The organism is Streptomyces sp. MMS24-W38, from assembly GCF_059889265.1.
The window spans coordinates 925,446-947,535 of record NZ_JCBCPP010000001.1; the positions used below are offsets into that span (position 1 = coordinate 925,446).

Here is a 22,090-nt window from a genome sequence, read left to right on the forward strand (position 1 = left end):
TCCCCTTGTCAACGACCCGGGACTGAAAGTCCCGGGCTTGCACAACGGGCATCACTGGCTGTGGTGCTGCGTTTGCGTCCTGTCCCACGTTCCGGTCCGGGAGGTGGGTCTGGGGCGGTTGACTGCGCCCCGCGTCGCCGCAACTCCCACGCTCTCGCGCGGATGTTGCGGGAGCCGTTCCGGTCCGCGTGATCAACGAATCCGCAGGACCGGCAGGCGAACCGGGCCTGGGAGACCCGGTTCGCCTGGTCGAGGTGCCCGCACTCGGCACAGGTACGGGAGGTGTACGCCGGATCGACATACACCACCGGTACCCCCGCCCGGCGGGCCTTGTACGCGATGAACTGCCCGAGCTGATGGAACGCCCAGGAGTGCAGGGTGGCCCTCCCCCACTGCCTTAAAGGCGTGGGAGGTACCCCCAGGGCTTGCGAAGCCGTACCCGCTCACGGATGCCCGTCAGGTCTTCCAGGGCGATCCCGCGACCGGTGCGTTCTGCCTCGGCCACCACATGTTTCGCGATCTTGTGATTGATGTCCTTCGCCCGCCGGGCCTCCTTGCCCCGGCGCCTCTTCAGCCGGCGCCGGGCGGACGGGGTGTTCTTCTTCTGCAGTTTGGTGCGCAGCGTGCGTTCCCGGGCCCGGATGCGGTTGAGTTCCCGCCCGGCCATGATCTCGCCGTCCGAGGTGGTGGCGATGTTCACGATGCCCAGGTCGATACCGAGGAAGTCCACCGGGTCACCGTTCAGCGGCGCCTCGGGCACCTCGCAGGTGGCACTCAGGAACCACATACCGTCCCGCACCAGCAGGTCGGACTCGCCCCTGCGGTAGAGGGCGAGCGTGGCCAGCTGCTCCGGTGAGGCGGTGAACGCCACGTCCTTCACCCGCCCGGCCACCGTCCAGATCGACACATGCCGCCCGGCGAACTGCCAGGACAGCATCCGGTCGTCGAAGGGCTGGGCACCCGTCGGCCGGAAACCGATCGGCTTCTGCGTGGCCCGCCGGTACCGTGGCGAGCCCGGTCGGCCCAGATTCCCGGCCTTCAGGTTCGCCCGCAGCGTCGCGTACGCGTCGCAGGTCTTCTTGATCACGTGCTGGGCGGCCTGCGCACCCAGGTTCCACCGGGCCTTGATCTCGGTGTAGGTGTGCTTGCGCAGCGCGAAGTTCTTCTGCACATCCTTTTCGAAGGCGACACCACTGACCCAGGTGGCCGCCTCGTTGCAGGCTTGCAGGGTCGCCTCCAGAGCCGCCGCCTGCACGGGCGTCGGCAGCAGCTTCACCTGCACCACCAGCTTCACGATCACCGATCGTAGACACCCGCACGACGCCGCACCACGCGTTCCCCACCGGCCACCCCATCGAGTGAAACCCGGCATGACCGGGGCCGCCTCACCGCGCCCGTGGGCAGGACCCGGCCACTCCACGGCCGGACGGACACAGCGATACCGCGGCGCTGCACGCCGCGATACACGAGGATGCGATTCCTCCCGGGGCTGAAGCCCCGGGGTTCCTCGCAAGAACAAGCTGAAGTTTCCTCACCCTCGCTCGGCCTGCGAGCTGTCCGGACGCCAACGGTGGCCCTGAGCAACGCGCGTTCGCAAGGAAGGCGGGTTCGCAAGGATCGTCGCAGTGGCGTCACCTGATCAGCCCAGCATCACCGCGCCGGACGTCCGGCGGCCGGACACAGTGAGCAGCGACGGCCGTCCCCGGCCGAGGAAGAGAGGCCCCCATGCCCCGATCCCTCCCCAGCGCTTGGCGCACCGGCGCCGCCGCGCTCGCCGTGTCCGCCGCGGTCATACCCGGGCAGGCCGCCTCGGCCGCCTCCGCTCCCTCAGGGGGGAACACCGCGGGCGAGAGGCCCACCATCGTCCTGGTGCACGGTTCCTTCACGGACGCCTCGGGCTGGCGGCCGGTCATCGCCGCCCTGCAGCAGCGCGGCTACCGGGTCGTCGCCCCGGCCAACCCGCTGCGCGGCCTGTCCCAGGACTCCGCCTACCTCGCCGCGTTCCTCAAGAGCATCGACGGCCCGGTCGTCCTGGTCGGGCACTCCTACGGCGGCTCGGTGATCACCAACGCCGCGACCGGAAACCCCCACGTCGCCTCCCTGGTCTACATCTCCGGCTTCGCCCCGGAGAAGGGCGAGTCGGCGGCCGAGCTGCTCGCCAAGTTCCCCGGCAGCCTGCTGACCGACGCGTTCAACGCCGTGCCCATCCCCAAGGACCAGGGAGGGATGGACCTCTACATCAAGCCCGACAAGTTCCGGGACGTCTTCCTCAGCAACCGGCTCAACCTCGCCGAAGCGGCCGTCCTGGCCGCCTCCCAGCGTCCCGCGACGCCCGCCACGTCCACCGACAAGTCCGGTGCCCCGGCGTGGAGGACCATCCCCTCCTGGTTCCTGGTCGGCACCGACGACCGCGCCATCGGCACCGCCAACCTCCGCTTCATGGCCGAACGCGCCCGGGCCCGCACCGTCGAGGTCGACGCCCCGCACGCCGCCTACCTCACCGCCCCGGACGCCGTGACGGACCTGATCCTCGACGCGGCCGCTACCCCGAGCCCGGCCCACACCGGGAACTCCGTCCCGCCGCCCTGAGCGCCGCCGCAGCCGCAGCCGCGCTCGGCGCGGCCCTGAGGTGGCCCGCCCGCAAGCGGCGGCAGAACAACCGAGCCTGACCGGCACACCCCCGCGCCGCGCCGCGCGAACCGGGGCAGCGGGTCGCCGCACGCCATCGGCCCGGAACATGAGCCCGGCAAGGCGAAAGGCCGAGACCCTGGGGTGCATCACCTCCACCGATCCCGGAGCGGTTCATCGTCCCAGGGCACCGCAAGGTCTGAGGAGTCCGTCATGGCCAAGGACAACCTTCCGTACCCGAGCGAAGGGCTGCTACTCACCCACTTCCTGACCGTGAGCGACGTGGCGCGCTCACGGCAGTTCTACAGTGAGGTGCTCGGCGGAGAGGTCGCGCTGAACGAGAACCCCTGCATCGTCAAGCTCGCCAACAGTTGGATCATCATGAACCCCGGCGGAGGACCGACCCCCGACAAGCCGGACGTGACGCTGCGACCGCCCACCGACCCGCACACCGTCTCAAGCTTCATGAACATCCGCGTTGCCGACCTCGAGGCCTGCTACGCCGACTGGAGCGCCAAGGGGGTGCAGTTCCTGACACCGCCGATCGACCGGCGCGCCGAGCTGCGCTGCTACATGCGCGATCCTGACGGTTACCTGATCGAGGTCGGCCAGGCCACCGGCATGCTGGAAGGCCTATTTGCGTGGACCGACGACGAGCCCGAGTAGTGCTGAGGAACGTCACCACCAGCCGAATGGCCCCTGAGAGGTCTTTTTCTGCCGATGTTTCATCCTGGAATCTTCGGTTGGTGTGACTTCGTGGGGGCGCGCCAGGAGGTGGTGTTCTCGCCGGTGAGGCGGCGGCCATGAGATCGGTCATCGCGAGGTGGATCACGGCTTCGGAGCGTGCGGGGAGGGGTTCGTAGCCACGGGCCAGGCGGCGGTGGAGCCTTGGCGGCGTCCGAAGTCGAGGGTCGCACGGTGCGCCACTACGATGGGCGTATCGCCCTGTCGAGGGCTTCAATCAGGAGCTCGGACCAGAGCCCGGGCGTGCGGTGGTGCCGACGCCCCAGGGCAGTCCTCACACGCCCGCCCCTCTTCGCTCCGGGCTTCTCAGTACTGCCAGGGAGCATGGTCATGACCGCTCGATCTGCCTCGATCGTCCTGGAGCGCCCGGCGCAGGAACTGGCCGACGCCACTTCGACGCATCCCTTCCTGTACGAGCTGAAGCCGGTCGAAGCCCGCAAGGTCCTCGACGACCTGCAGGCCGCGCCGGTCGACAAGCTGCCGGTCGACGAGGAGTGGATCACCGTCCCGGCCTCCGTGGGCGACGTGCGGGTGCGCATCGTCAAACCGCAGGGCTCCACCGGAACGCTGCCCGTCGTGCTGTACATGCACGGTGGCGGTTGGGTGCTGGGCAACGCCGACACCCATGACCGCCTGGTCCGGGAGGTGGCGGTCGGTGCCCGAGCAGCGGTGGCCTTCGTGGAGTACACCCCCTCACCGGAGGCCCGCTACCCCGTGGCCATCGAGCAGGGCTACGCCACCGCCCAATGGATCACCCGTGACGGAGCATCCAAAGGCCTGGACGCCCGGCGCATGGCCGTGGCCGGCGACTCGGTCGGCGGGAACATGACAGCCGCGCTCGCCCTGATGGCCAAGGAACGCGGTGACGTGACGTTCGTACAGCAGTCGATGTACTACCCGGTCACGGATGCGGCCATGGACACCGGATCCTACGAGCAGTTCGAAACCGGCTACTACCTCAGCCGCAAGGCCATGGAATGGTTCTGGGACGCCTACACCACCGACCCCCAGCAGCGCGCGGAGATCACCGCCTCTCCCAACCACGCCACCACCGAGCAGCTCCGTGGCCTGCCGCCCGCCCTGCTGATCGTCGACGAGGCCGACGTGCTACGCGACGAGGGCGAGGCCTACGCCGCCAAGCTGCGCGCCGCCGGCGTCCCGGTCACCACGGTGCGTTACGACGGCGCGGTGCACGACTTCATGATGATCAACTCGCTCAGCCGGTCCAGGGCCACCCGAGCAGCTGTGGACCAGGCCGTCTCGCTCCTGCGCGACGCCCTCGGCACCGACTGACCGCCCGGCGGCAGGATCGGGCACGCCCTTTGGGCGGCGGCCTGCCTGGGGCCGAGCATGATCAGGAGATCGTACGTTGGTCGGCACTACGGGCAGGCTTGCGAGGTGTCCGAGTGGCTCTTGGGTCCGCTCGACGTGGTCCCGGGCCGGGGAGGCGCGAAAGCCGCGGAGCGGACCGGAACCTGGGTCGGCCCTGTTCTCTGCTCCGTGCACGCTCCAGCCGCAGGAGCGTTCGTCTCGGCGGATGAGTGCGGCACGGCAACACGCCGGCGCGACGGGCGCTGCGGCAACCCGCGAGTCGATGCACCGCATGGAGCCTCCTTTGGGAACGCGATCGTCGAGCCCGGCCTCGTATGCCTCTCGCCCATGAGCTCGACGACGCCGACGCTGCACAAGCCCTTCACGGCGCGTTCGCGCCGGCGGGTGGACTGGTGGGAGTTCCCGGCCCGGTTGCTCAGGCCCTGGTGACAGCGATGCCCGGCCGAGGCATCACCTCACGGCAGCCCGCACCGGTCACCGGCCTGAGCATCACGCGACTGCTACGCAGCCACGTCCTCAGCGGCCTGATCAGCGAATACAGATACGCAGCTTGACCAGCAGAGACGAATATCCGAACGGCACAAGTTCCTCAGCAACTCCCCGAGGGCTGGACGAGCATCATCACGGAGCCCCTCGGCAGCGCGCCCCGGTCCCCTGCGAGCACCGCCCTGCGCCGCGGCCTCGCAGCACATCTCGTCCAAGCCGCCACCGGCACGCCGCTGACGGACGCGGGCGCATACCTTGGCATGCCCCGTCCTGTACCGGCGTCCGGGGCAGGTTCCGCCCTCTGGAAGAGAGGTTCTACGGGCACCGAGCCGATCTGCCCGCGCTGTTCCAACACCTCACTGTCAGCGGTCAAATAATTCCCCACGATCTGCATGATCAGCGTCACGCAATTCCCCACCCGGGCTGAGGCCGTGACGGGCCGCCCGACGGCCGAGTGTGGGGCTGGTCCGGTCTGTCAAGGGCGCCTTCGGCGGCGCTACGCGCTGGCCTTTCGGCCACCCTGGATAGCCCTGACCAGCTTGAACGACAGTCTGGCTATCGGGCGGCCCGGGAACCTCTGGCGCCCTGGGGATCCCGACGCACGGTCACCGTCCCCATGTCCACGGCGGTCGCGGCGTCAGCGTCCCCCTGGCCCATTACGTGACGTTCTGGGTGGGGAATTGGCTGACCGTCGACACTCACCGACTCCGTCGCCCGGCAGCCGCCCACGGACTACTACGACCGACGGCAGCGCTACGCCAACTGGATGCTCCCTGCATCGGACATGCAGGAGATCATCGAGAGCTACACGGGCCGGAGACGACGCATCGCAGCCGGCTCGCGGAAGGCCGAACGTCTCCGCACCTGCTTCTCCGCCATGACCTGGCCCCGTCTCACCGGCAGCGAGCGGCGGCTGGCCCCGGCATGGAGCCGCTCACGGGACCGGCGGACGAGCCCGCCGCAACCGACGCCTCAGTGGTATCCGTACTCGAACACGCACACCCGGGCCACCCCTTCTCCATGCACCTGCACACCCTCCTGCCGGTCCACGTCAGCAAGGTCCTCGCACAAGCAGGGGGTTGAGACCGGTAAGCCCGCATACCGAGGTGTTGCGTATCGGCCCTGCAGCCTCAACACGGGCGAGTCCGACTGTCATCACGGGACCCGTTGAATGCGGTGACGAGTCGGTCCGTGGTGATGATGGCGTGGGCGTAGGTGGGACCGTTGAGTTCGTGAGCGGCGTGCATCATCTCGGGGCTGAGGGCCGCGGTGGCGTCGCTGACCAGCGTCACGTGGTGGCCGAGCTCCATGGCGAAACGAGCGGTGGCCTCGACGCAGGTGTTGGCCAGTACGCCCACAAGAATCACGTGGGTGACGCCGTGCTGCTTGAGCTGCATGTCCAGGTCCGTGTTGGCGAACCCGCTCGACCCCCAGTGTTCCTGAACGACGACCTCGCCCGGCCACGGCTGGAAGTCAGGGTGGAACTCCCCACCCCAGGAACCCCGGGCGAAGTGGTGGAACTCCTGGATCTTCCGCTGCGAGGGGGTCGGATGGTCCCACGTCTCGTAGTCACCCGGCTCCCAGCGGCGGTGCGGCACGAACACCACGCGCACACCGTTCTCGCGGGCGGCGGCGATCACGGAGCGCAGATGGTCCAGAAGACCGACGCTGTCGGCCACGGGCTCCAGGCGCGGCCAGACCTTACCGCCCTCCGAGAGGAAGTCGTTGTAGGGGTCGACCAGCAGAACGGCCGTGCGGTGGAGATCGTAGGTCTCGGCCATGGTTCCTCCCCGTGCCGACCCTACTTGGGCGGTTCGGCGCCGGTCTGCTCGCTGACCATGTACCGGGCGTACCAGTTGGGCCAGTCCGGATCCTCCTGGCCGATGAGTTTCTCGTGTTCACCATGGGCGGCAGCCGCGCGCCGCAGCGCACTCGCCAGATCGGTCGTGGAGGTGAAGGACGTCGGGCCGGGATCGACGCGCCCGGGGAGCCGGGTGGTGATCTCCTGCAGCAGCCAGGTGTTGCCGTCGGGATCACGGAAGGTGGCGCGCGAGAAGTAGCTGCGTCGCTCCGGGTCGAGGCCCTCGATCGGGCCGTCAGGCCCGAGGTGGAAGACGGCGCTCACCTCGATTCCGGCGGCAACCAGCGCGGTGCGGGTGGCTTCGATGGCGGAGACGATCAGATACCCCTTGCCCGAACCGGGCGCGGCCGACGTCAGGTCCGCGCCGAACTGGACCGAGCAGGCGGAGCCGTGCGGGGTGAACTGGACGACTGAGGGCGGGGTCCGGTCCAGCCTCCAGCCGAGGCGGCCGTAGAACTCCTTCGCCCGTTCGATGTCCGACACCGGTATGACGAGCACTTCGACCTTCATGTCGATGTCGTTCACGTTCATGAATCCGCCCTCTCCGCCGGGGCCTCACTGGTGGGTGCAGGGCACCATCGTCGCGTCGGCACGGCTGTGCCGCACCAGGAGGCGTCACGGCCGGTACCGGAGTCCGAGCCTTGCGAACCGCTCTGCAGACGTGGAGGGGTACTCGCCGGCGTACGGTCGGAGGCGGTCGATCTCCGTTCTCTCCGGCGCACTTCCCGCTTTCGCTCCGGAAATGACGGACGTGCGGCTGACGTCCGTGGTCGTCGAACGCTTTACCAGCACCGTCACATAGCGTGAAGCGGACACCAAGCGCCATCTAGCTCATTCCCGCCTCCTCCTCGCCACTCCCGGTCTCTCCACGCACCCCGCGAGCCGCGCGCGGACAGCGGCCGGGCCGTCACGCGTGGCTCCGATTGCGGGGGCAGGGGGCGCACCCCAGCATGAGCTCAGCAGGCGTGAGACCTGCGCTCATGCTCGTCCGCGGGCATGGCGCGCTGTCGCGACCCCTACCACGAGGCCGGAGACGACCGATCCGACGCGTCACTGCTTGTCACTGAAAACGCTCGTCAGAAGCGGAAAGGGAGCGCATGTCACAGGCATCCGGGAACGGCGACTCCGAAGACCAGACCAACGCCGGATTGCCCCGGCGCCACGTGCTGCGCACGGCCGGTGCGGGTGCACTGGGGCTCGGCCTGGGAGGCGTAGCGTTGACCGCCGTCACGGGGCTCCGCGGCGGGGCCCCGCAGCCCCAGGCCACATCCATACCCACGCCCGAAGGCCTCGGCTCCGTCGGGCAGGCGCCGCACCTGCCGGCTGGGTTCACCAAGACGTTCACCAGCCGTTTCGTCCAAGCCAATGGAATCCGCCAGCACGTGGTCGTCGGAGGTGAAGGACCGCCGCTGCTCCTGATACACGGCTGGCCCGAGACCTGGTACGCCTGGCGCCTGGTGATGCCGGAACTGGCCGAACACTTCACGGTCGTCGCCGTCGACCAACGCGGCATCGGGCTGACCGAGAAACCCGAGAGCGGGTACGACACCCGTACCCTGGCACGCGACATGGTCGCTCTGATGGACGCACTCGGCCACCAGCGGTTCGCCGTGGTCGGCCATGACACCGGAATGCCCATCGCCTACGCGCTGGCCGCAGACCACCCGGAGCGCGTCGCCCGCCTGGCCGTCGCCGAGGCGTTCCTCCCGGCCGTGACCCCGTCGCCTCCCCTGATCGGCACCGCGCAGGTCAACAACCGGCTGTGGCACATCCCCTTCAACCGGCTCACCGACGTGAACGAACAGCTCGTCCGGGGACGCGAAGGCATCTACTTCGGCTGGCAGTTCGCCACCAAGGCCGTACGAGAACTCCCCGACTACGCCGTCGACCACTACGTCCGGATCCTCGCCTCCCAGCACGAATCCCTGCGCGGCAGCTTTGGGTGGTACCGCGCGCTCGACATCACCAGCGCGCAGGACCAGCAACGCAAAACACGCCTGCTGACCCTGCCCGTCCTTGCGATCGGCGGTGCGGGAAGCCTCGGTAACAACGTCGCCGGCACCATGAAACTTGTCGCACACGACGTGCGGAGCGTAGTAATCCCCGGCACCGGCCACTGGGTGGCCGAGGAGGCACCCCAGGAAGTGCTCGCGGCGCTGACCCCGTTCCTGGCCCCGTACCGCAACCAAGGCCGGAGCACACGACCTCAGCCGGCCGCGACGCTCGGCAAATGATCGCCATCGATGTGTGGCTCAGCCGACGAGTTGCTGGCCTCCGTCGATGTCGTAGGTCGCACCCGTGAGTGCGGTGTTGGTCATGATGTGCACGGCGAGCGCCGCCACGTCGTCGGGTACGACTACACGGCCGATGGGCAGCGCGGCGCGCAGCTCCTCGCGACGGGCGTCGAGCGCGTCGCCGAGCAGGCGGGCCGACAACGGCGTGTCCACGAAGCCGGCGGCGATCAGGTTCACCCGGACCGGCGCGAGCTCGAGTGCGAGACTGGCCGTGAACGCGGGCATCGCGGCGGTGACCGCGGGGGCGACACCGAGAGCGGCCCGGACCCTGCGGGCTCCCGTGCCGCCCAGGAGCAGCAGCGTGCCGCCCGACCGTAAGGTGCCGGCGCAGTGGTGCGCGACCTCGAGTGCGAGCACCATGTGGTCGCTGATCGCCCGGCGTGCCTGCTCGGCGTCCATGTCCAGAAGGCGGCCGTAGGACGGGCCTCCCGCGGTGACCATCACGTGGTCGATCGGCCCCGGCAGCTGCTGGAAGAACCGCTCCAGCTGCGCCGCGTCGTGGGCGTCGAAGGCCGCGGTGCTGAGCGCGTCGGCCTCCATGGCCGCGGTGCGCAGCCGTTTTGGGTCCCGTCCGGTGAGGACCACGGAGGCGCCCTGGCTACGGGCGAGCCGTGCGGTCGCCAGTCCGATGCCCGCGCTCCCGCCGATGACGACGAGGGTCTGCCCGAGCAGGGGCAGGCCGCCGGCGCTGTGCCCTCCAGGCGGTTCAGAGGTCATGAATCCTCCTGTGCTGTGGCGTCACGGTCCCGCCCGGGCTTCTTCTCACTGTTGGAGTGGTTGCGCCAGGGCATGCTTGATCTGCTTGGTCCGCTCGTCGGCGAGCACCTCGACCCGGTCGTTCGCCAGGGCGTCCATCGTCTGCACCGCCACGTCCGCCGCGCTGATCTTCGGCGCGTCCGTGAAGCTGCTGAGGTCCGTCTCCACGAAACCGGCGTGGACCCCGATCACGAGTGTTCCCTGCTCGTGCAGGCCCTCCCGCAGCGCGCCCGTCAACGACCACTGGGCTGCCTTGGACGCCGCATACCCGGGGTACTCCGGCCGGGGGATCCAGGAGGCAGCCGACAGCATGTTCACCAGTGCGCCGCCGCCGTTGCGCGCCAGGACCGGGGCGAAGGCACGGGACACGGCCCACGTGCCGAAGTAGTTGACCTCCATCGCCTCGCGTGCACCGTCGAAGGAACCCGTCAGCAGTTCGGTCTCAAAACCGGCAACGCCCGCGTTGTTGACGACGATGGTGACGTCACCGGCGGTCTCGGCCGCCGCGGCGACATCCTCCGGCTTGGTGACGTCCAGGCGCAGCGCAGAAAGGTCATCGTCGCTCACGCTCGACGGATCGCGGACACCGGCGTAGACCTTGGCTGCTCCCCGCTCGATCAGCGCCCGGGCGAACGCGCGTCCGATACCACGATTGGCCCCCGTCACCAGAGCGATCGATCCCTTGATCTCCATCGCGCTTCCTTCCCGCTGCCGCCTGCCGAGCACAGCAGGCACTGAGGCGAGGGACGACTCTGCGATGGGGCCTGAACCGGACCGCGTCCTGGCACGCCCCCAGGTCCATGCACGACTGGCACAAAGGGCGACTCGACACCTGGAGGCCGGTTCTCGATCTTCACCTGCATTTCAGGCCAGTGCCACGCAGGGTCCCCACGTAAAAAGTCCTCTCCATCACCAGCGTGCATCGGACGCCGCAGCGACGCACGTGAGACGGTGCTCGGCTACGGGCCCCCTTTCCCTTCGGCGGTCAATCCACAGAGAGCAACCGCCGTCGAGATGACGTGCGAGGCCTCCCCCCAGAACACCGGCGCAGGCGCTGACCTGGTCGAATGGCGGGGACTTCATCGTGGGCTCCAGGCGATCGAGGGAGCTGCCCTCAGCTCGAACTCGATGGGTGTGAGCATGCCGAGCGCGACTGAGTGGGTTGTCGACACCTGCGGAGTCAAACTGATTCGATGACGGCAACGCGCGCGTCGGCGTGACCGGCTGCCGCCGCGATGGGCGACTGGAGCCGCCGCACTGCTTCCAGATGGTCGCCGGTCCAGATGATGCGGATGCCGGTCCCCGCCGTCCGTCCGTCCGCATCACGCAGGTCCCGGCGGACCGCCTCGACCAGCCGGGCGTTGTGCTCCCGGTCGGACTCCAAAGGCTCCGGTACCGGCCCTTCGCTCTCCAGCCCCTCGGCCAGGGTCTCGTACCACCGGAAGACCCGTTCCGCCATGACCAGCAGCTCCCTCTGCGCGGCAGCGCGGTCCTCGAGCGGTCGGCCGCCCGGGGCCCGCCGCCACAGTTCCAGGACCGCGTCGGCGGCCAGACGGAGCCCCACGACACCGGTGATCAGAGTCGTCGTCTCGCACAACGAGACGTTCTTTGCTCCGCGCTCGGCCAGATAGGTCCTGAAGGCGTCGTCCAGTCGGCGCGCCGCGGCCGCCGCCCGGCGGCCCTCCCGCGGGCGCTCGATGGTTTCGGGCCTGAAAGTACAGCAGGACACCGCATAGCCCACTGCCCCGAGCACATAGCGCGCGCTGTCGACATACGCCTCCGCCAACGCCCTGGCGAGGGCGGCGGACGCGCCGCGCGGCCAGAAGATCAGGCCGACGACCAGGCTCACCGCACAGCCGAGCGCGATGTCCTCGATACGGAACAGGACGACCGACAGGTCCGCCGGCTGGGCGATGTCGAACAGGATTACCAGGGCAAGCGTGAAGGCCGCCTGCCCGGCGGTGAACGAGATCGCGGCCGGGACGACACCCGCGGCCATCACCGCGACGGGCAGCAGGATCCACAGCACGGTCGTGTCGTGTCCGATGAGCTGGAGCAGACCGGCGCCCAGGACCGAGCCGACCAGGGTGCCGCCGAGGGCACGGAAGACGTTCTGTCCGGTGCTGAGAGCGTTGGAACGCAGCACCGACAGGATGCCCAGCGTGATCCAGAAGCCGTGCTGGACGCCGGTCACGTCGGCCAGTGCGATGCCGACGCCCAGGCCGATGGCGCCGCGGATGCTGTTGTGCAGCCATATGGAGTGCGGTTCGACATGTGCGGCGGCGCGTTCCGTGGCGCTGGTCAGGCGACTGCCCGGGGATCCGGGCTCGCGGCCGAGCAGGCGGTCCGGCCAGCCGCGGTGATCGGCGGTCCGGGCGATGTCGACGTTCCGGGCGATCTGCAGGACGACGAAGGCCACCTCCTGAGCCCGGAAGGTGACGTCGAGGCTGTCGATCAAGGTGTCGAGGCCACGCCTGCCGCCGGAGCCGTCGTCCGGCATCGGCAGCCGGTCGACTGCCCCGTCCTCCAGCGCGGTCAACGCATGACGAAGCTCCTCCGTCCCGGCGCGCAGGCAATCCGGCGTGATGCGCGGATCATCGAGCATCTCCGCCGCCGGTTCCAGTACGGCGGCAGCGGCCCTGCGCACCACTGAGGACTGCCGGGTCCCCGTCGAACCGTCCTCGACGGCGGGGGCGGCCTCCACAAGGATCGCGCTCAGCCAGGTCAGCTCGTCGATCAGGCGGACCAGCGCCCTGGACCCGGTGGACAGGCTGGTGGGCCGGTAGGGGGTGGCGGTGAACGCCTGCTGCAGCTTCTGTGTGCTCGACCTGGTCTCCTGGGCGCAGGCACGGCACTCCCCGAAGGCAGGGCCGGGGGCACGGCCCGTGAAGTAGTCCGCATCGGTGCGCAACTGCACCGCCGCGGCTCGGCAGACCCGAGCCGCCGGCGCGCTGAGCGGATCGGCCTGCGTCCTCGCCCACAACAGCCAGACCGCGATCAGGGACGTCCCGGCCGCCAGCACCACGCCGATCAGCCGGTCAGGCAGCTGGGCCAGGGGAGCGGGCGAAGACACCGGCAGGATGAACGCCAACAGCAGCGACGTCGTGGCGCCGGCCAGGACCGAGCTGACCACGCCCGAGAAGAGCACGACGAAGCCCACCACCAGCGTCGCAGCAGTCGCGATCCAGACCGACCGCGACGCGAGGGTGCCCAGTGAGACCAGCACCAGCCAGGCCGCGCCGAGCGCCGCATGCGCGCGCAGCCGCTGCACCACGGGGCCGGTGTATTCGACCAGCAAGAGCATCGCGAACGCGCCGAACGCGGCGAAGGTGCCCATGACCGGTGCGTGGAGGACCTGGGTGCACAGCGCGAAGAGGGACGGCATCACCACCGCGGTCCTGGCCGCCCGCCGCATGGCGGCGAGGCCCGGATCCCTGCGGCGCAACCACGCGGTGAACTGACGCATCTGAATCATCGCGATCCGCCTCGGTGAGGTGGTGGCACGGCAACCAAGCAGTGGCTTCCATCCATCCTGAGCCGCGGTGTGCCGCAGTAGGGCGAGAACCTCGGGGCGACGCCACAGGCAGCGGCCACGGAGTGTCCGTCTTGATAGACGGACAGGGCGCCGGCGGCAGAGTCGTACATGAGACGGGTGCCGTTGTCGGTCATCTGCTCGACCTTGCAGCGGGTCGTGATCTTGGTGCGGGGTGCTCTGTGCCGCTGCGGCTTCCCAGGCGCGGATGACCGCCGCGATTTCCTCGCGGCTGGGTTGACCTGCGGGGTTGCGAATGTGGCGGGCGGTGATGAGCGTCCGGTGGAGCTTGACGACCATGTCGCTGAACGCCGGGGTCGTCTTGGTCGTGCACCACGGCTGGTGTGTCCGGCGGTCGGTGATCTCGACTTTGCGGCGAATCGCGACCATGAACCGTTGTCGACTCATCACATAGGGTGCAAGTCACAGCATTAAGGTATGAATTTTACCTCGGAGCCGACTCGCCGTGCCGGATCACGCAAGGTGGCTTTGTTCACGAGAACCGAAAGCACCCGTACACGAGTTTGGGAGGCGTCGGCGGCGCGTCGTGTTCGATGTTCATGAGAAACGACAGCGCCCCCAGCGCGCCTCGCCGTCGCAGGGCCTCACCTCGGGAAGCCGCGATGAGGCCCCAAGCAGCTCTGCGTAGTGTTCCGACTCCATGGCATCCGGCTACGGAGCCTCCGCGAATACCCGTTGGCGGACCACGGCGACCGTTGCTAGTCTCCCGGAGACCGTGCGAGAGAACGAGGAGGTGGTACCCGTGAACGCAGTATCGACATGGGTGCTCCCCTCCGGGGTCACGGTCGGGCGATAGGTCGTCCGGGAGCGCCGTTTAAGCGCACTCCCGAAAGGCACGACCATGCAATTCACTTCCGAGCAGCGCCTCGACGACGGCGTCCTCGAACGCGAATTCACTCTCGGCGAGATCCCCGGCACCCTGTGGACGCCCGGATCCGAACCGGCCCCGCTGATCCTGATGGCCCACAACAACGGCCTGCCCAGGGCGGAACCCCGGCTGGTGGCCCGGGCCCGGTACACCGCGGCGCGCGGCTACGCGGTGGCCACCATCGACGCCGCCGGGTGCGGTGACCGGCCCCGTTCCGCCGCCGACGAGCAGGCCCGCGCCGACCTCCGTCGGGCGACGCAGGCCGGCGAGCCGGTCGACGAGATCTTCGAGTCCTTCATCGGCCCGCTGGTCGAAAACGCGGTCCCGGAATGGCGGACCACTCTGGACGCCCTCCTTGAGCTGCCCGAGATCGGCGGCCCGGTCGGGTACTCCGGGGGGTGGGCCGCCCTCGGTATTCGGCTGGCGGTCCTCGAGCCGCGCATCGCGGCCGTCGGCTTCTTCGCCGGGGGCTACGTGCCCCGCGCCCAGCGCGAGGAGGCCCGGCAAATCACCATTCCGCTGCTGTTCCTGCTGCAGTGGGACGACGAAGGAAACCCCCGGCAACGGGCCCTGGACCTGTTCGACGCCTTCGGCAGCAAGGAGAAGACGCTGCACGCCAATCTGGGCGGGCATACCGGCACCCCGTGGTTCGAGCTGGAGGACGGGTGCCGGTTCCTGGACCGACACCTGAAGTGAGGCCGGGCCGTCAGGCCGGCAGCAGACGGTAAGCGGTGTCGGCCAGGATACTGCTCGTCGAGGACAGGTCCCGGCCCTCCTCAACTCTCCATACCGCGGGCCCCTGCCGACTCGGCAGGGGCCCGCGCTGCCCGAAGTCATGAACTGTTCGATTTCTGCAGTGCTTCGAGTGCTGACCAACCTCGTGTACAGGTGCTGTCGGTTCTCGTGAACAAAGCCAGAAATGAAAGTCGAACTGATCCAACCTGCTGCCGACGTGCTGTTCGACGTCCCGGAGGACACGCATGAGGAGATCATCACGCTCATCACCGCTGTGGCCAAGAATCCGGAGGTGCAGGTCCCGGAGCCGGCCGCAGCGTTCGGTGAATGGTGCTGGCTTGTGTACACCGTCCGTGGTGACGTGATCGAAGTGCTGGACGTCGGATGCGCTCGGTGACGTCGGTGGCACGTGGGGCCTGTGTCGCGGTGGTGCCGCTGTCGTGTCCAGATGCCTGGGTCTGGCCTGCGAAGAAGGACTGTCTGTCGCGGTGTCTCCGGGCGCTGGGTCGCACTGCCGAGGCACACTGGTCACGTCTCTTTACGGCTGTCGGGTGAGGGGGTGTGGCCCGCCCGCAGCCCGTGCACAGCGTGCACGGGCGCGAAGTCGCCAGGGAAGCCCTGAAGCGTTCCAAGGAGAAGTCTTGGGAGGAGGCGGCCGGGCATGTCGGCGCGTGTGCCGGTCAGACCTCCATCACGGCATCGCAGTCGGAGCAGACCAAGGATGCGTACTCATCGGGGTACCACGGCGCCCCACGGCGCTCGGAAGGCCTGCGGCGGGCGGTCGCCATAACGAACGTGTCCTTGCCGCAGAGGGTTCGTGGTCCGGTCCTGGTGGGCGTTCCCGGCGCGGTGGGCGCCGCGTGCACCCGGCGGACGGGCCGTTCTTCATCACCTGGTGAACCGGAGGAGGAGCGTGTGGCCACCGGCTTGTCGAGCTCGTACACGACGACGATGTCGCTCATGCCCCTACCGTAGGCCGATGGGTCGATTTGCCCGCAGCCTCGAGCCGGGTGGCTGTGATCGGCTGTCGCGCCTGGACCGCGAACGGCGGCTACCCGGGCCTGTCCACCGGGCCAAGCCTGGCCACCTCGAACTCCACCCGGACCTCGTCGGCCGGCCGCAACGCGCCCAAGAACGCGGTGTAGGGCTTGATTGCCCAGGCGGACTGCGTGACGGTCGCCCAGCCGTGCAACGGCCCGCCGTCACTCCCCTTCCCGTGCACGGTCGCCGGGTGGGTCCGGCCTTTGATAAAGAACAGGCCCAGTGGTCCCCCTGTTGGTCCGACCCGGCCGGTCAACCGTCAACCGTTGCCCCCTGCCCGCACTGCTCCCGGGCGCCCGGGCACGCGCTCCGGCGGGATCCCCGGCCGGCCCTTCGGCAGCAGCACACGCAGGGCACCCGGCCGGATCCACATATGCGGGGAACCAACGAAATGCGCTGGTCAGGGGATACGAATGGGCTCCTCGAGACACAACCCCGCGCTCATCAAGATCATTTCCCGTGAAGCAGGTGGGTGCCCGCCGAAGCGATGTCGAGCCGCGGTAGCAGTCCCTCGGGCACGCGGCCCGTGAAGGTTGTTGCCCCGGAGGATTGCCGTGCCGGTGAGCAGGGTCGGAGAAGCTCGCTCGGGGAGTACCGCATGCGCCACGAACCCCCGCCGGCTCCACCGAGCGACATGAGGCCGATCGGGTGACGATGGACGTGTACTGACGTGACCACGCTGCTCCCAGAAGGAGGCAGGCGTCATGACATCTCCTTCCGAATCCGCAGGTCCCGTTCCCCCGCACGTCACCGAGCCGCGAACGCGAGAGACGCCCCTGGTCGAAGGCATGGGCGCCCTGGCGAACATGGGCTGGCAGCTCCTGCTCACCATGGGCCTGGCCACCATCGCCCTGGGCGTCATCGCCCTCGTCTGGCCGGGCGCGACCCTGCGAGTCGTCGGCGTGCTCTTCGGCGTCTATCTGCTGGTCACCGGTGTCTTCCAGCTCGCCGCTGCCTTCGGCGTCCACGTCCGCCGGCATCTTCGCGTACTGCACTTCCTCACCGGCGCGGCCTCCATCCTGCTGGGACTGATCTGCTTCCGGGGCACCCTGCAGTCGATCCTGCTGCTCGCCCTGTGGATCGGCTTCAGCTGGCTGCTGCGCGGCACCCTGGAGACGGCCGCGGCGGCCTCCGCCCCGGACATGCCGGCGCGCGGCTGGCACGTGGCCTTCGGCATCATCGGGGCCATGGCCGGCATCGTGATGATCATCATGCCGTTCGCCTCGATCGCGACACTCACCCTGGTGGTCGGCGTCATGGCCATAGTCCTGGGCCTGACCGAGGTGATCCGCGCCATCAGGACGCGTGTCGAGATCGGTCATCTCGCACCGGACACAACCACCCAGCGGCGACCGCTGTTCCACGCCCGTCCGCACCCCCAGCACTGATCGGCGGAACCAAAGTGGCCGGCCGCGGCGAGTGGCGAAGAACCTCCCGCCCGGATCGGCACAGCCCCGGTCGGCGTCGGCGCCGCCCGGCGGCGGACGACCGCGTGGTGAACTCGCGCCGACGATGGAGCAACGGATCGCTTCGGCGTCCGCGCGCCGCTCGGCATCACCTCCCAGCGCACCGCCGTCCGCCACGATCGCGGAGGAGGTCTCCTCGTTTCCCGTGACCGGGGCTGGTGAGGTTCCCCTCCTCCTGTGGAGACCGTGACCGGAGGGATAGTCGGGGGTCATGGCATCCAGGAAGCGCATCTACGACGCCGAGTTCCGCGAGGGAGCGGTACGGATCGTGACGGAGACCGGGAAGCCGATTCCGGAGGTGGCCGAGGACCTGGGCATCCACCCGGGGAAGCTGCACAGCTGGGTCTCGCGGGCCCGGCGCAACGGGTCGCCGTCGTCGGATCGGCCGGTGGCCGGTCCATCGCCCGGTGGTCGTCTGCGGGAGAGGGAGCGCGCTGAGCTGGAGCGGCTGCGGGCCGAGGCCAGGGAGAAGGACAAGCGCATCCGCGAGCTGGAAATGGAGCGTGATGTGTGCAAGCGATTCGTGGCCTTGTGGGGTGAAGTGGCTGAGGCGGACCCGGCCGTCGCGGTCGGGGTGATCAGCAGTTGCAAGGCCGAGCAGAAGATTCCGTACCGCACCGCCTGCCGGGCGTTGGGGGTGTCGGAGGCGTGGTTCTACAAGTGGGTGTGTCACGAACGCCGAAGGGAGCTCGATGTAGGTAGAGCTTCGTGAGGCGGTGCTGCGTGGAAGATGAAGGTTCTGGCCCTTCGGAGTCGCCCTGCGGGGGGAGGCTCCAAACCGCCACATGCTGCGGCGGCTGAATGCCGTCCGTGGTGAGCGATGTGGAAAAGGCGTCTGTCGAGGCGTCAGGTGGGGATCGGGAAGGCGAGCGCAAGCGAATCGCTGCTGACGTGTCGAAATAGAAACAGACGACATCGAAACCGGGGTGTCCACTTGATCCCGGGATGAGCCTGGCGGGAGCCCGTCGACTGGCCAGGCGGTGTCCGGCATGGAGGCGACGCGAGCCCGGTCTGCGGGTTCCACGCGGAACGTGAGAAGGCGCGATCCGACACCGTCCGCCCTGTGGGCGGCGAGAGGGAGTGTCTCCTGCGGCTGTCCGCAGGGGGCCTGAGTACCGTCGCGGGTCGTGCTGGCGGACCGGTTCGTAGTAGCTGTGAAGCCCCTGTAATGGGGGTGGAGCGAAGGGGCCGGGTCGTTCGTGGCCGTTTGTTCGATCAACCGGAAGTGCTCCGGGAGGAGTCGCGTGGACGTGCTGAAAGCATCAGGCAAGCCGTTCGAGATCTCGAAGCGGGCTGTCTGGGAGGCGTGGGAGAAAGTCAGGGCGAACAAGGGCGCAGCCGGGGTGGACGGTGTGTCGATCGAGGAGTTCGAGAAGGATCTGCGGGGCAACCTGTACAAGATCTGGAACCGGATGTCCTCGGGGACGTACTTCCCTCCTGCGGTCCGCGCGGTGGAGATCGCGAAGTCGCACGGCGGGGGCACGAGAATTTTAGGCGTGCCCACCGTCGCCGACCGGGTCGCTCAGACGGTGGTGGCCGGGGTGCTGGAGGCGAGGGTCGAGCCGATCTTCCATCCGGATTCCTACGGCTACCGGCCGAAGCGGTCCGCGCTGGACGCGGTCGGGACCTGCCGGACACGGTGCTGGAGCAACGACTGGGTGATCGATCTGGACATCCGGAAGTTCTTCGACTCCGTGCCGTGGGATCTGATCGTCAAGGCGGTCGAGGCGAACACTGACTTGCCGTGGGTGGTGCTGTATGTCAAGCGGTGGCTGGCTGCACCGTTGGCACTGCCCGACGGGACATTGCAGGGGCGCGACCGCGGGACCCCACAGGGATCAGCGGTATCGCCCGTGCTCGCCAATCTGTTCCTCCACTACGCGTTCGACGTCTGGATGGCCCGGGAGTTCCCTGGCGTCGAGTTCGAACGCTACGTGGACGACGCAGTGGTCCACTGCGTCAGCGAGTCGCGGGCGCGCACCGTGCTGGCGGCGATCAAGGAACGGATGCGCGAGGTCGGGCTGGAGCTGCACCCGGACAAGACCCGGATCGTCTACTGCAAGGACGGGAAGCGGCGCGGCTCGCATGAGCACACGGCGTTCACGTTCCTGGGGTTCACGTTCCGGGCGCGCGGGGCGCGGACGAAGACCGGGCAGATGTTCCTCGGTTTCAACCCGGCGGTCAGCAAGGAAGCTCTGAAGATGATGAGTGCACGGGTGCGGTCCTGGCGACTGCACCAGCGTACGGACCTTTCCGAAGCGGACCTCGCACGACGGATCAACCCGGTAGTGCGTGGTTGGTTGAACTACTACGGTGCCTTCTATCGGTCGGCGCTGTATCCCCTCCTGACCCGCATCAACGCCTACGTGATGCGGTGGTCGCGCAACAAGTACAAACGGCTGCGGAACCGGAAGAAGGCCCAAGCCGCGTGGGATCGGGCTGTGAGGCTGCGGCCTCGGTTCTTCGCGCACTGGATCTGGGTCAACACGGTTCCGGCTGTCTGGTGACCAGGACGACAAGAGCCCGGTGAACCGAGAGGTTCACGCCGGGATCTGTGGGAGCCCCGGGGTGAGATTCCCCGGGGCCACCCGACCGGGATCGTCCGCCGACAGCGCGTGAGGTAAGCCGCCGGCAGTTGGCCGAGGAGATCTTCCACGACTCGGATGAACACCTACGGCTCGCCGCAGGTGTTCATCCAGCTGGTGCGCAGAGGCCGGCGAGTGTCGGTGAACACCGTCGCGAAGGTCATGGCCGAACTCGGGCCGGCCGGACGGAAGGTGCGTCGCCGCCGGTCGCTGACCAGGCCGGGCAGGCGGCCGGCTGCCGCGGACTTCGTCCGCCGGGACTTCACCGCCGAGGAGCCCGAACTGCGCCCGGCTCAACCGTTCCACCAAGGCGGCTCCGTCGAGCGCAATGTGTCCGCACCGCCCTGCTCCCACGCCCCCTGCCAGCGCCGCACCGACCGCGCCGTTACTCGAAGGCCCCGCGCGACGGTCTCGGTCGGCTCCCCACGAGCGAACCGCTCGGCGGACTCCAGGCGCACCAGCCCCCGCTTCTGCTGCTCCTTGGGCGTCAGCCCGCCCCCATGCGCATACCGCATGACGACGTCGGAACGCGACGATCAATGACTGAGCTCTTTCCAACCTGTCGGGTTGGAGGGCCAGTTGGGGTGACAGACAGATGAAGCCCCTGGTAGATGGGTTTTCGACCAAGAAATCCGTCTCCACCAGAGGCTTCGTGTGCTTGTCTACCCTTCCCCGAGTTCTCGGCTTCGCTCGAGCAGGAGAGGCCCCATCGCGTCGACGTGTCCGGTTCCGCCCTGCGCTTCCTGTCCGCCCAGCTCCGTCAGCGCCGCCCCATGAGCTCGGCACCCGCCGGCGGCGCCTGAGCGTCGGCCGTCAGGCCCTGCTCACTCTTGCCCATCTCCGCAACGGCCACCCGTATGCCCAGCTCGCGGCCGGGTTCGGTATCGGGACCACGACCGCGTACCGGTACATCACCGAGGCCGTCGAGGTCCTGGCCGCTCTCGCGCCGCCCCTTGCGGAGGCGGTCCGGAAAGCATCCTTGAAGGCGTTCGTGCTGCTGGACGGGACCCTGCCGCCGATCGACCGGGGGCACCTCCCGGCCGAAGGCTGGGGAGATCGCCGCGGACCGGCCCTACTACTCGGGGAAGCACAAGAGGCACGGGGTGAACGTTCAGGTCCTTGCCGATCCCTTCGGCCGGCTGCTGTGGGCCTCACCGACCCCGCCCAGCGCCGTCCACGACATCCGCGCGGCTCACGAACACGGCATCGTCGACGCCCTCGCCGAGGCCGACATCACGTGCTGGGCCGACAAGGGCTACCAGGGTGCCGGCGGCACGGTCCGCACTCCGTGCTGGGGACGGTGGGGACCCTTTCCACCGGTCAGCAGGCGGTGAACCGGTCCCACGCGAAGATCCGCGCACTCGTCGAGCAGGCCATGGCCGCCCTCAAGTCCTGGCGGCTCCTCCGCAAGCTCCGGTGCTCGACCACCCGGATCACCAGCCTCGTCCAAGCCGCCCTCTGCCTTCATCCGGCCAGCTCAGACCGATGATGGAAAACCCTCCTTCACTCGGACAAGACGGAGAACCAGATTACGGATCCGCTTCCTTCTGCATCTCGGAGGAATGAGATTGCGCAGACCGGGAAGGAGCTGCGGTCCAGCACATTTCCGTCAGGGCGCCATCCACCCTTTCCACCGCGTTGCCGATGTGAAGTTCAAAGGGTGAAGACATGCAGGGCGACGACCTTCACGGCCAGCCCGGCGGACGACCCCGTCGCACCCGACGAGGTGACAAAGCTGCAG

General features: G+C 68.7%; 17 protein-coding genes and 3 pseudogenes. 11 read left to right on the plus strand and 9 right to left on the minus strand.

The window, feature by feature from the left end; all coding sequences use genetic code 11:
• Positions 1-8 precede the first annotated feature (8 nt).
• Positions 9-1,294: pseudogene (locus AC6F7H_RS03095) on the minus strand (RNA-guided endonuclease InsQ/TnpB family protein).
• A 431-nt stretch (positions 1,295-1,725) separates the two neighbouring features.
• On the opposite strand from AC6F7H_RS03095, the gene AC6F7H_RS03100 reads away from it, so the two are divergent.
• Together AC6F7H_RS03100 and AC6F7H_RS03105 are read left to right on the plus strand one after the other, a co-directional pair.
• Complete coding sequence (locus AC6F7H_RS03100) at positions 1,726-2,589, plus strand: alpha/beta fold hydrolase (protein WP_500755031.1); 864 nt, start codon at positions 1,726-1,728, stop codon at positions 2,587-2,589.
• Between the two features lie 252 nt (positions 2,590-2,841).
• Positions 2,842-3,294, plus strand: a complete 453-nt coding sequence (locus tag AC6F7H_RS03105) for a VOC family protein (protein ID WP_500755033.1) — start codon at positions 2,842-2,844, stop codon at positions 3,292-3,294.
• Between the two features lie 59 nt (positions 3,295-3,353).
• On the opposite strand, the pseudogene AC6F7H_RS03110 reads toward AC6F7H_RS03105, so the two are convergent.
• Positions 3,354-3,514: pseudogene (locus AC6F7H_RS03110) on the minus strand (IS5 family transposase); the annotation flags it as partial.
• Between the two features lie 188 nt (positions 3,515-3,702).
• On the opposite strand from AC6F7H_RS03110, the gene AC6F7H_RS03115 reads away from it, so the two are divergent.
• Entirely contained in the window at positions 3,703-4,665 is a 963-nt protein-coding gene (locus AC6F7H_RS03115) for an alpha/beta hydrolase (protein ID WP_500755034.1), read from the plus strand.
• Positions 4,666-6,320: 1,655 nt separating this feature from the next.
• Here the strand turns inward: AC6F7H_RS03115 and AC6F7H_RS03120 are convergent.
• Both AC6F7H_RS03120 and AC6F7H_RS03125 read right to left on the minus strand, forming a co-directional pair.
• The gene (locus tag AC6F7H_RS03120) at positions 6,321-6,971 is read right to left on the minus strand and encodes a cysteine hydrolase family protein (protein ID WP_500755035.1); all 651 of its coding nucleotides are present in this window, start codon (positions 6,969-6,971) and stop codon (positions 6,321-6,323) included.
• A 20-nt stretch (positions 6,972-6,991) separates the two neighbouring features.
• Positions 6,992-7,582 (minus strand): VOC family protein, encoded by a 591-nt coding sequence (locus tag AC6F7H_RS03125; RefSeq protein WP_500755037.1) that lies wholly within the window; start codon positions 7,580-7,582, stop codon positions 6,992-6,994.
• A 566-nt stretch (positions 7,583-8,148) separates the two neighbouring features.
• Here AC6F7H_RS03125 and AC6F7H_RS03130 point away from each other — a divergent pair.
• Positions 8,149-9,285, plus strand: a complete 1,137-nt coding sequence (locus AC6F7H_RS03130; protein WP_500755038.1) for an alpha/beta fold hydrolase — start codon at positions 8,149-8,151, stop codon at positions 9,283-9,285.
• A gap of 18 nt (positions 9,286-9,303) precedes the next feature.
• Here AC6F7H_RS03130 and AC6F7H_RS03135 read toward each other — a convergent pair whose 3' ends face one another.
• The 3 genes from AC6F7H_RS03135 to AC6F7H_RS03145 all read right to left on the minus strand — a co-directional run bounded on the left by AC6F7H_RS03135 (position 9,304) and on the right by AC6F7H_RS03145 (position 13,576).
• Positions 9,304-10,062 (minus strand): SDR family oxidoreductase, encoded by a 759-nt coding sequence (locus AC6F7H_RS03135; protein ID WP_500755039.1) that lies wholly within the window; start codon positions 10,060-10,062, stop codon positions 9,304-9,306.
• Positions 10,063-10,107: 45 nt separating this feature from the next.
• Positions 10,108-10,794, minus strand: coding sequence for an SDR family oxidoreductase (locus AC6F7H_RS03140; protein ID WP_500755041.1), 687 nt, complete (start codon positions 10,792-10,794; stop codon positions 10,108-10,110).
• Between the two features lie 487 nt (positions 10,795-11,281).
• The gene (locus tag AC6F7H_RS03145; RefSeq protein ID WP_500755042.1) at positions 11,282-13,576 is read right to left on the minus strand and encodes an FUSC family protein; all 2,295 of its coding nucleotides are present in this window, start codon (positions 13,574-13,576) and stop codon (positions 11,282-11,284) included.
• Between the two features lie 919 nt (positions 13,577-14,495).
• Here AC6F7H_RS03145 and AC6F7H_RS03150 point away from each other — a divergent pair.
• Complete coding sequence (locus AC6F7H_RS03150) at positions 14,496-15,218, plus strand: dienelactone hydrolase family protein (protein ID WP_500755043.1); 723 nt, start codon at positions 14,496-14,498, stop codon at positions 15,216-15,218.
• A 223-nt stretch (positions 15,219-15,441) separates the two neighbouring features.
• Positions 15,442-15,654 (plus strand): hypothetical protein, encoded by a 213-nt coding sequence (locus AC6F7H_RS03155; protein ID WP_500755044.1) that lies wholly within the window; start codon positions 15,442-15,444, stop codon positions 15,652-15,654.
• A 283-nt stretch (positions 15,655-15,937) separates the two neighbouring features.
• On the opposite strand, the gene AC6F7H_RS03160 is transcribed toward AC6F7H_RS03155, so the two are convergent.
• Positions 15,938-16,219: a hypothetical protein gene (locus AC6F7H_RS03160; protein ID WP_500755045.1), complete on the minus strand. Its 282-nt coding sequence runs from the start codon at positions 16,217-16,219 to the stop codon at positions 15,938-15,940.
• Positions 16,220-16,267: 48 nt separating this feature from the next.
• Here AC6F7H_RS03160 and AC6F7H_RS03165 point away from each other — a divergent pair, with 48 nt between their 5' ends.
• The 4 genes from AC6F7H_RS03165 (at position 16,268) to ltrA (ending at position 20,271) form a co-directional block, all read left to right on the plus strand.
• Positions 16,268-16,402: a hypothetical protein gene (locus tag AC6F7H_RS03165; protein ID WP_500755046.1), complete on the plus strand. Its 135-nt coding sequence runs from the start codon at positions 16,268-16,270 to the stop codon at positions 16,400-16,402.
• 600 nt (positions 16,403-17,002) lie between these two features.
• Positions 17,003-17,686, plus strand: coding sequence for an HdeD family acid-resistance protein (locus tag AC6F7H_RS03170; protein ID WP_500755048.1), 684 nt, complete (start codon positions 17,003-17,005; stop codon positions 17,684-17,686).
• Between the two features lie 289 nt (positions 17,687-17,975).
• Positions 17,976-18,476, plus strand: coding sequence for a transposase (locus AC6F7H_RS03175; RefSeq protein ID WP_500755050.1), 501 nt, complete (start codon positions 17,976-17,978; stop codon positions 18,474-18,476).
• A gap of 538 nt (positions 18,477-19,014) precedes the next feature.
• Positions 19,015-20,271, plus strand: a complete 1,257-nt coding sequence (gene ltrA / locus AC6F7H_RS03180; RefSeq protein WP_500754556.1) for a group II intron reverse transcriptase/maturase — start codon at positions 19,015-19,017, stop codon at positions 20,269-20,271.
• A gap of 371 nt (positions 20,272-20,642) precedes the next feature.
• Here ltrA and AC6F7H_RS03185 read toward each other — a convergent pair whose 3' ends face one another.
• Positions 20,643-20,864: a helix-turn-helix domain-containing protein gene (locus AC6F7H_RS03185; protein WP_500755052.1), complete on the minus strand. Its 222-nt coding sequence runs from the start codon at positions 20,862-20,864 to the stop codon at positions 20,643-20,645.
• A 204-nt stretch (positions 20,865-21,068) separates the two neighbouring features.
• On the opposite strand from AC6F7H_RS03185, the pseudogene AC6F7H_RS03190 reads away from it, so the two are divergent.
• Positions 21,069-21,838: pseudogene (locus tag AC6F7H_RS03190) on the plus strand (transposase family protein).
• Positions 21,839-22,090 lie beyond the last annotated feature (252 nt).

Excerpts from the sequence above, each read along its gene's own strand:
- AC6F7H_RS03120 (WP_500755035.1), bottom strand. The coding sequence starts at position 6,971 with ATGGCCGAGACCTACGATCTCCACCGCACGGCCGTTCTGCTGGTCGAC.
- AC6F7H_RS03170 (WP_500755048.1), top strand. The coding sequence starts at position 17,003 with ATGACATCTCCTTCCGAATCCGCAGGTCCCGTTCCCCCGCACGTCACC.
- AC6F7H_RS03135 (WP_500755039.1), bottom strand. The coding sequence starts at position 10,062 with ATGACCTCTGAACCGCCTGGAGGGCACAGCGCCGGCGGCCTGCCCCTG.
- AC6F7H_RS03145 (WP_500755042.1), bottom strand. The coding sequence starts at position 13,576 with ATGATTCAGATGCGTCAGTTCACCGCGTGGTTGCGCCGCAGGGATCCG.
- AC6F7H_RS03100 (WP_500755031.1), top strand. The coding sequence starts at position 1,726 with ATGCCCCGATCCCTCCCCAGCGCTTGGCGCACCGGCGCCGCCGCGCTC.
- AC6F7H_RS03105 (WP_500755033.1), top strand. The coding sequence starts at position 2,842 with ATGGCCAAGGACAACCTTCCGTACCCGAGCGAAGGGCTGCTACTCACC.
- AC6F7H_RS03160 (WP_500755045.1), bottom strand. The coding sequence starts at position 16,219 with ATGAGCGACATCGTCGTCGTGTACGAGCTCGACAAGCCGGTGGCCACA.
- AC6F7H_RS03140 (WP_500755041.1), bottom strand. The coding sequence starts at position 10,794 with ATGGAGATCAAGGGATCGATCGCTCTGGTGACGGGGGCCAATCGTGGT.
- AC6F7H_RS03115 (WP_500755034.1), top strand. The coding sequence starts at position 3,703 with ATGACCGCTCGATCTGCCTCGATCGTCCTGGAGCGCCCGGCGCAGGAA.
- AC6F7H_RS03155 (WP_500755044.1), top strand. The coding sequence starts at position 15,442 with ATGAAAGTCGAACTGATCCAACCTGCTGCCGACGTGCTGTTCGACGTC.
- AC6F7H_RS03175 (WP_500755050.1), top strand. The coding sequence starts at position 17,976 with ATGGCATCCAGGAAGCGCATCTACGACGCCGAGTTCCGCGAGGGAGCG.
- AC6F7H_RS03130 (WP_500755038.1), top strand. The coding sequence starts at position 8,149 with ATGTCACAGGCATCCGGGAACGGCGACTCCGAAGACCAGACCAACGCC.
- AC6F7H_RS03125 (WP_500755037.1), bottom strand. The coding sequence starts at position 7,582 with ATGAACGTGAACGACATCGACATGAAGGTCGAAGTGCTCGTCATACCG.
- AC6F7H_RS03185 (WP_500755052.1), bottom strand. The coding sequence starts at position 20,864 with ATGCGGTATGCGCATGGGGGCGGGCTGACGCCCAAGGAGCAGCAGAAG.
- AC6F7H_RS03150 (WP_500755043.1), top strand. The coding sequence starts at position 14,496 with ATGCAATTCACTTCCGAGCAGCGCCTCGACGACGGCGTCCTCGAACGC.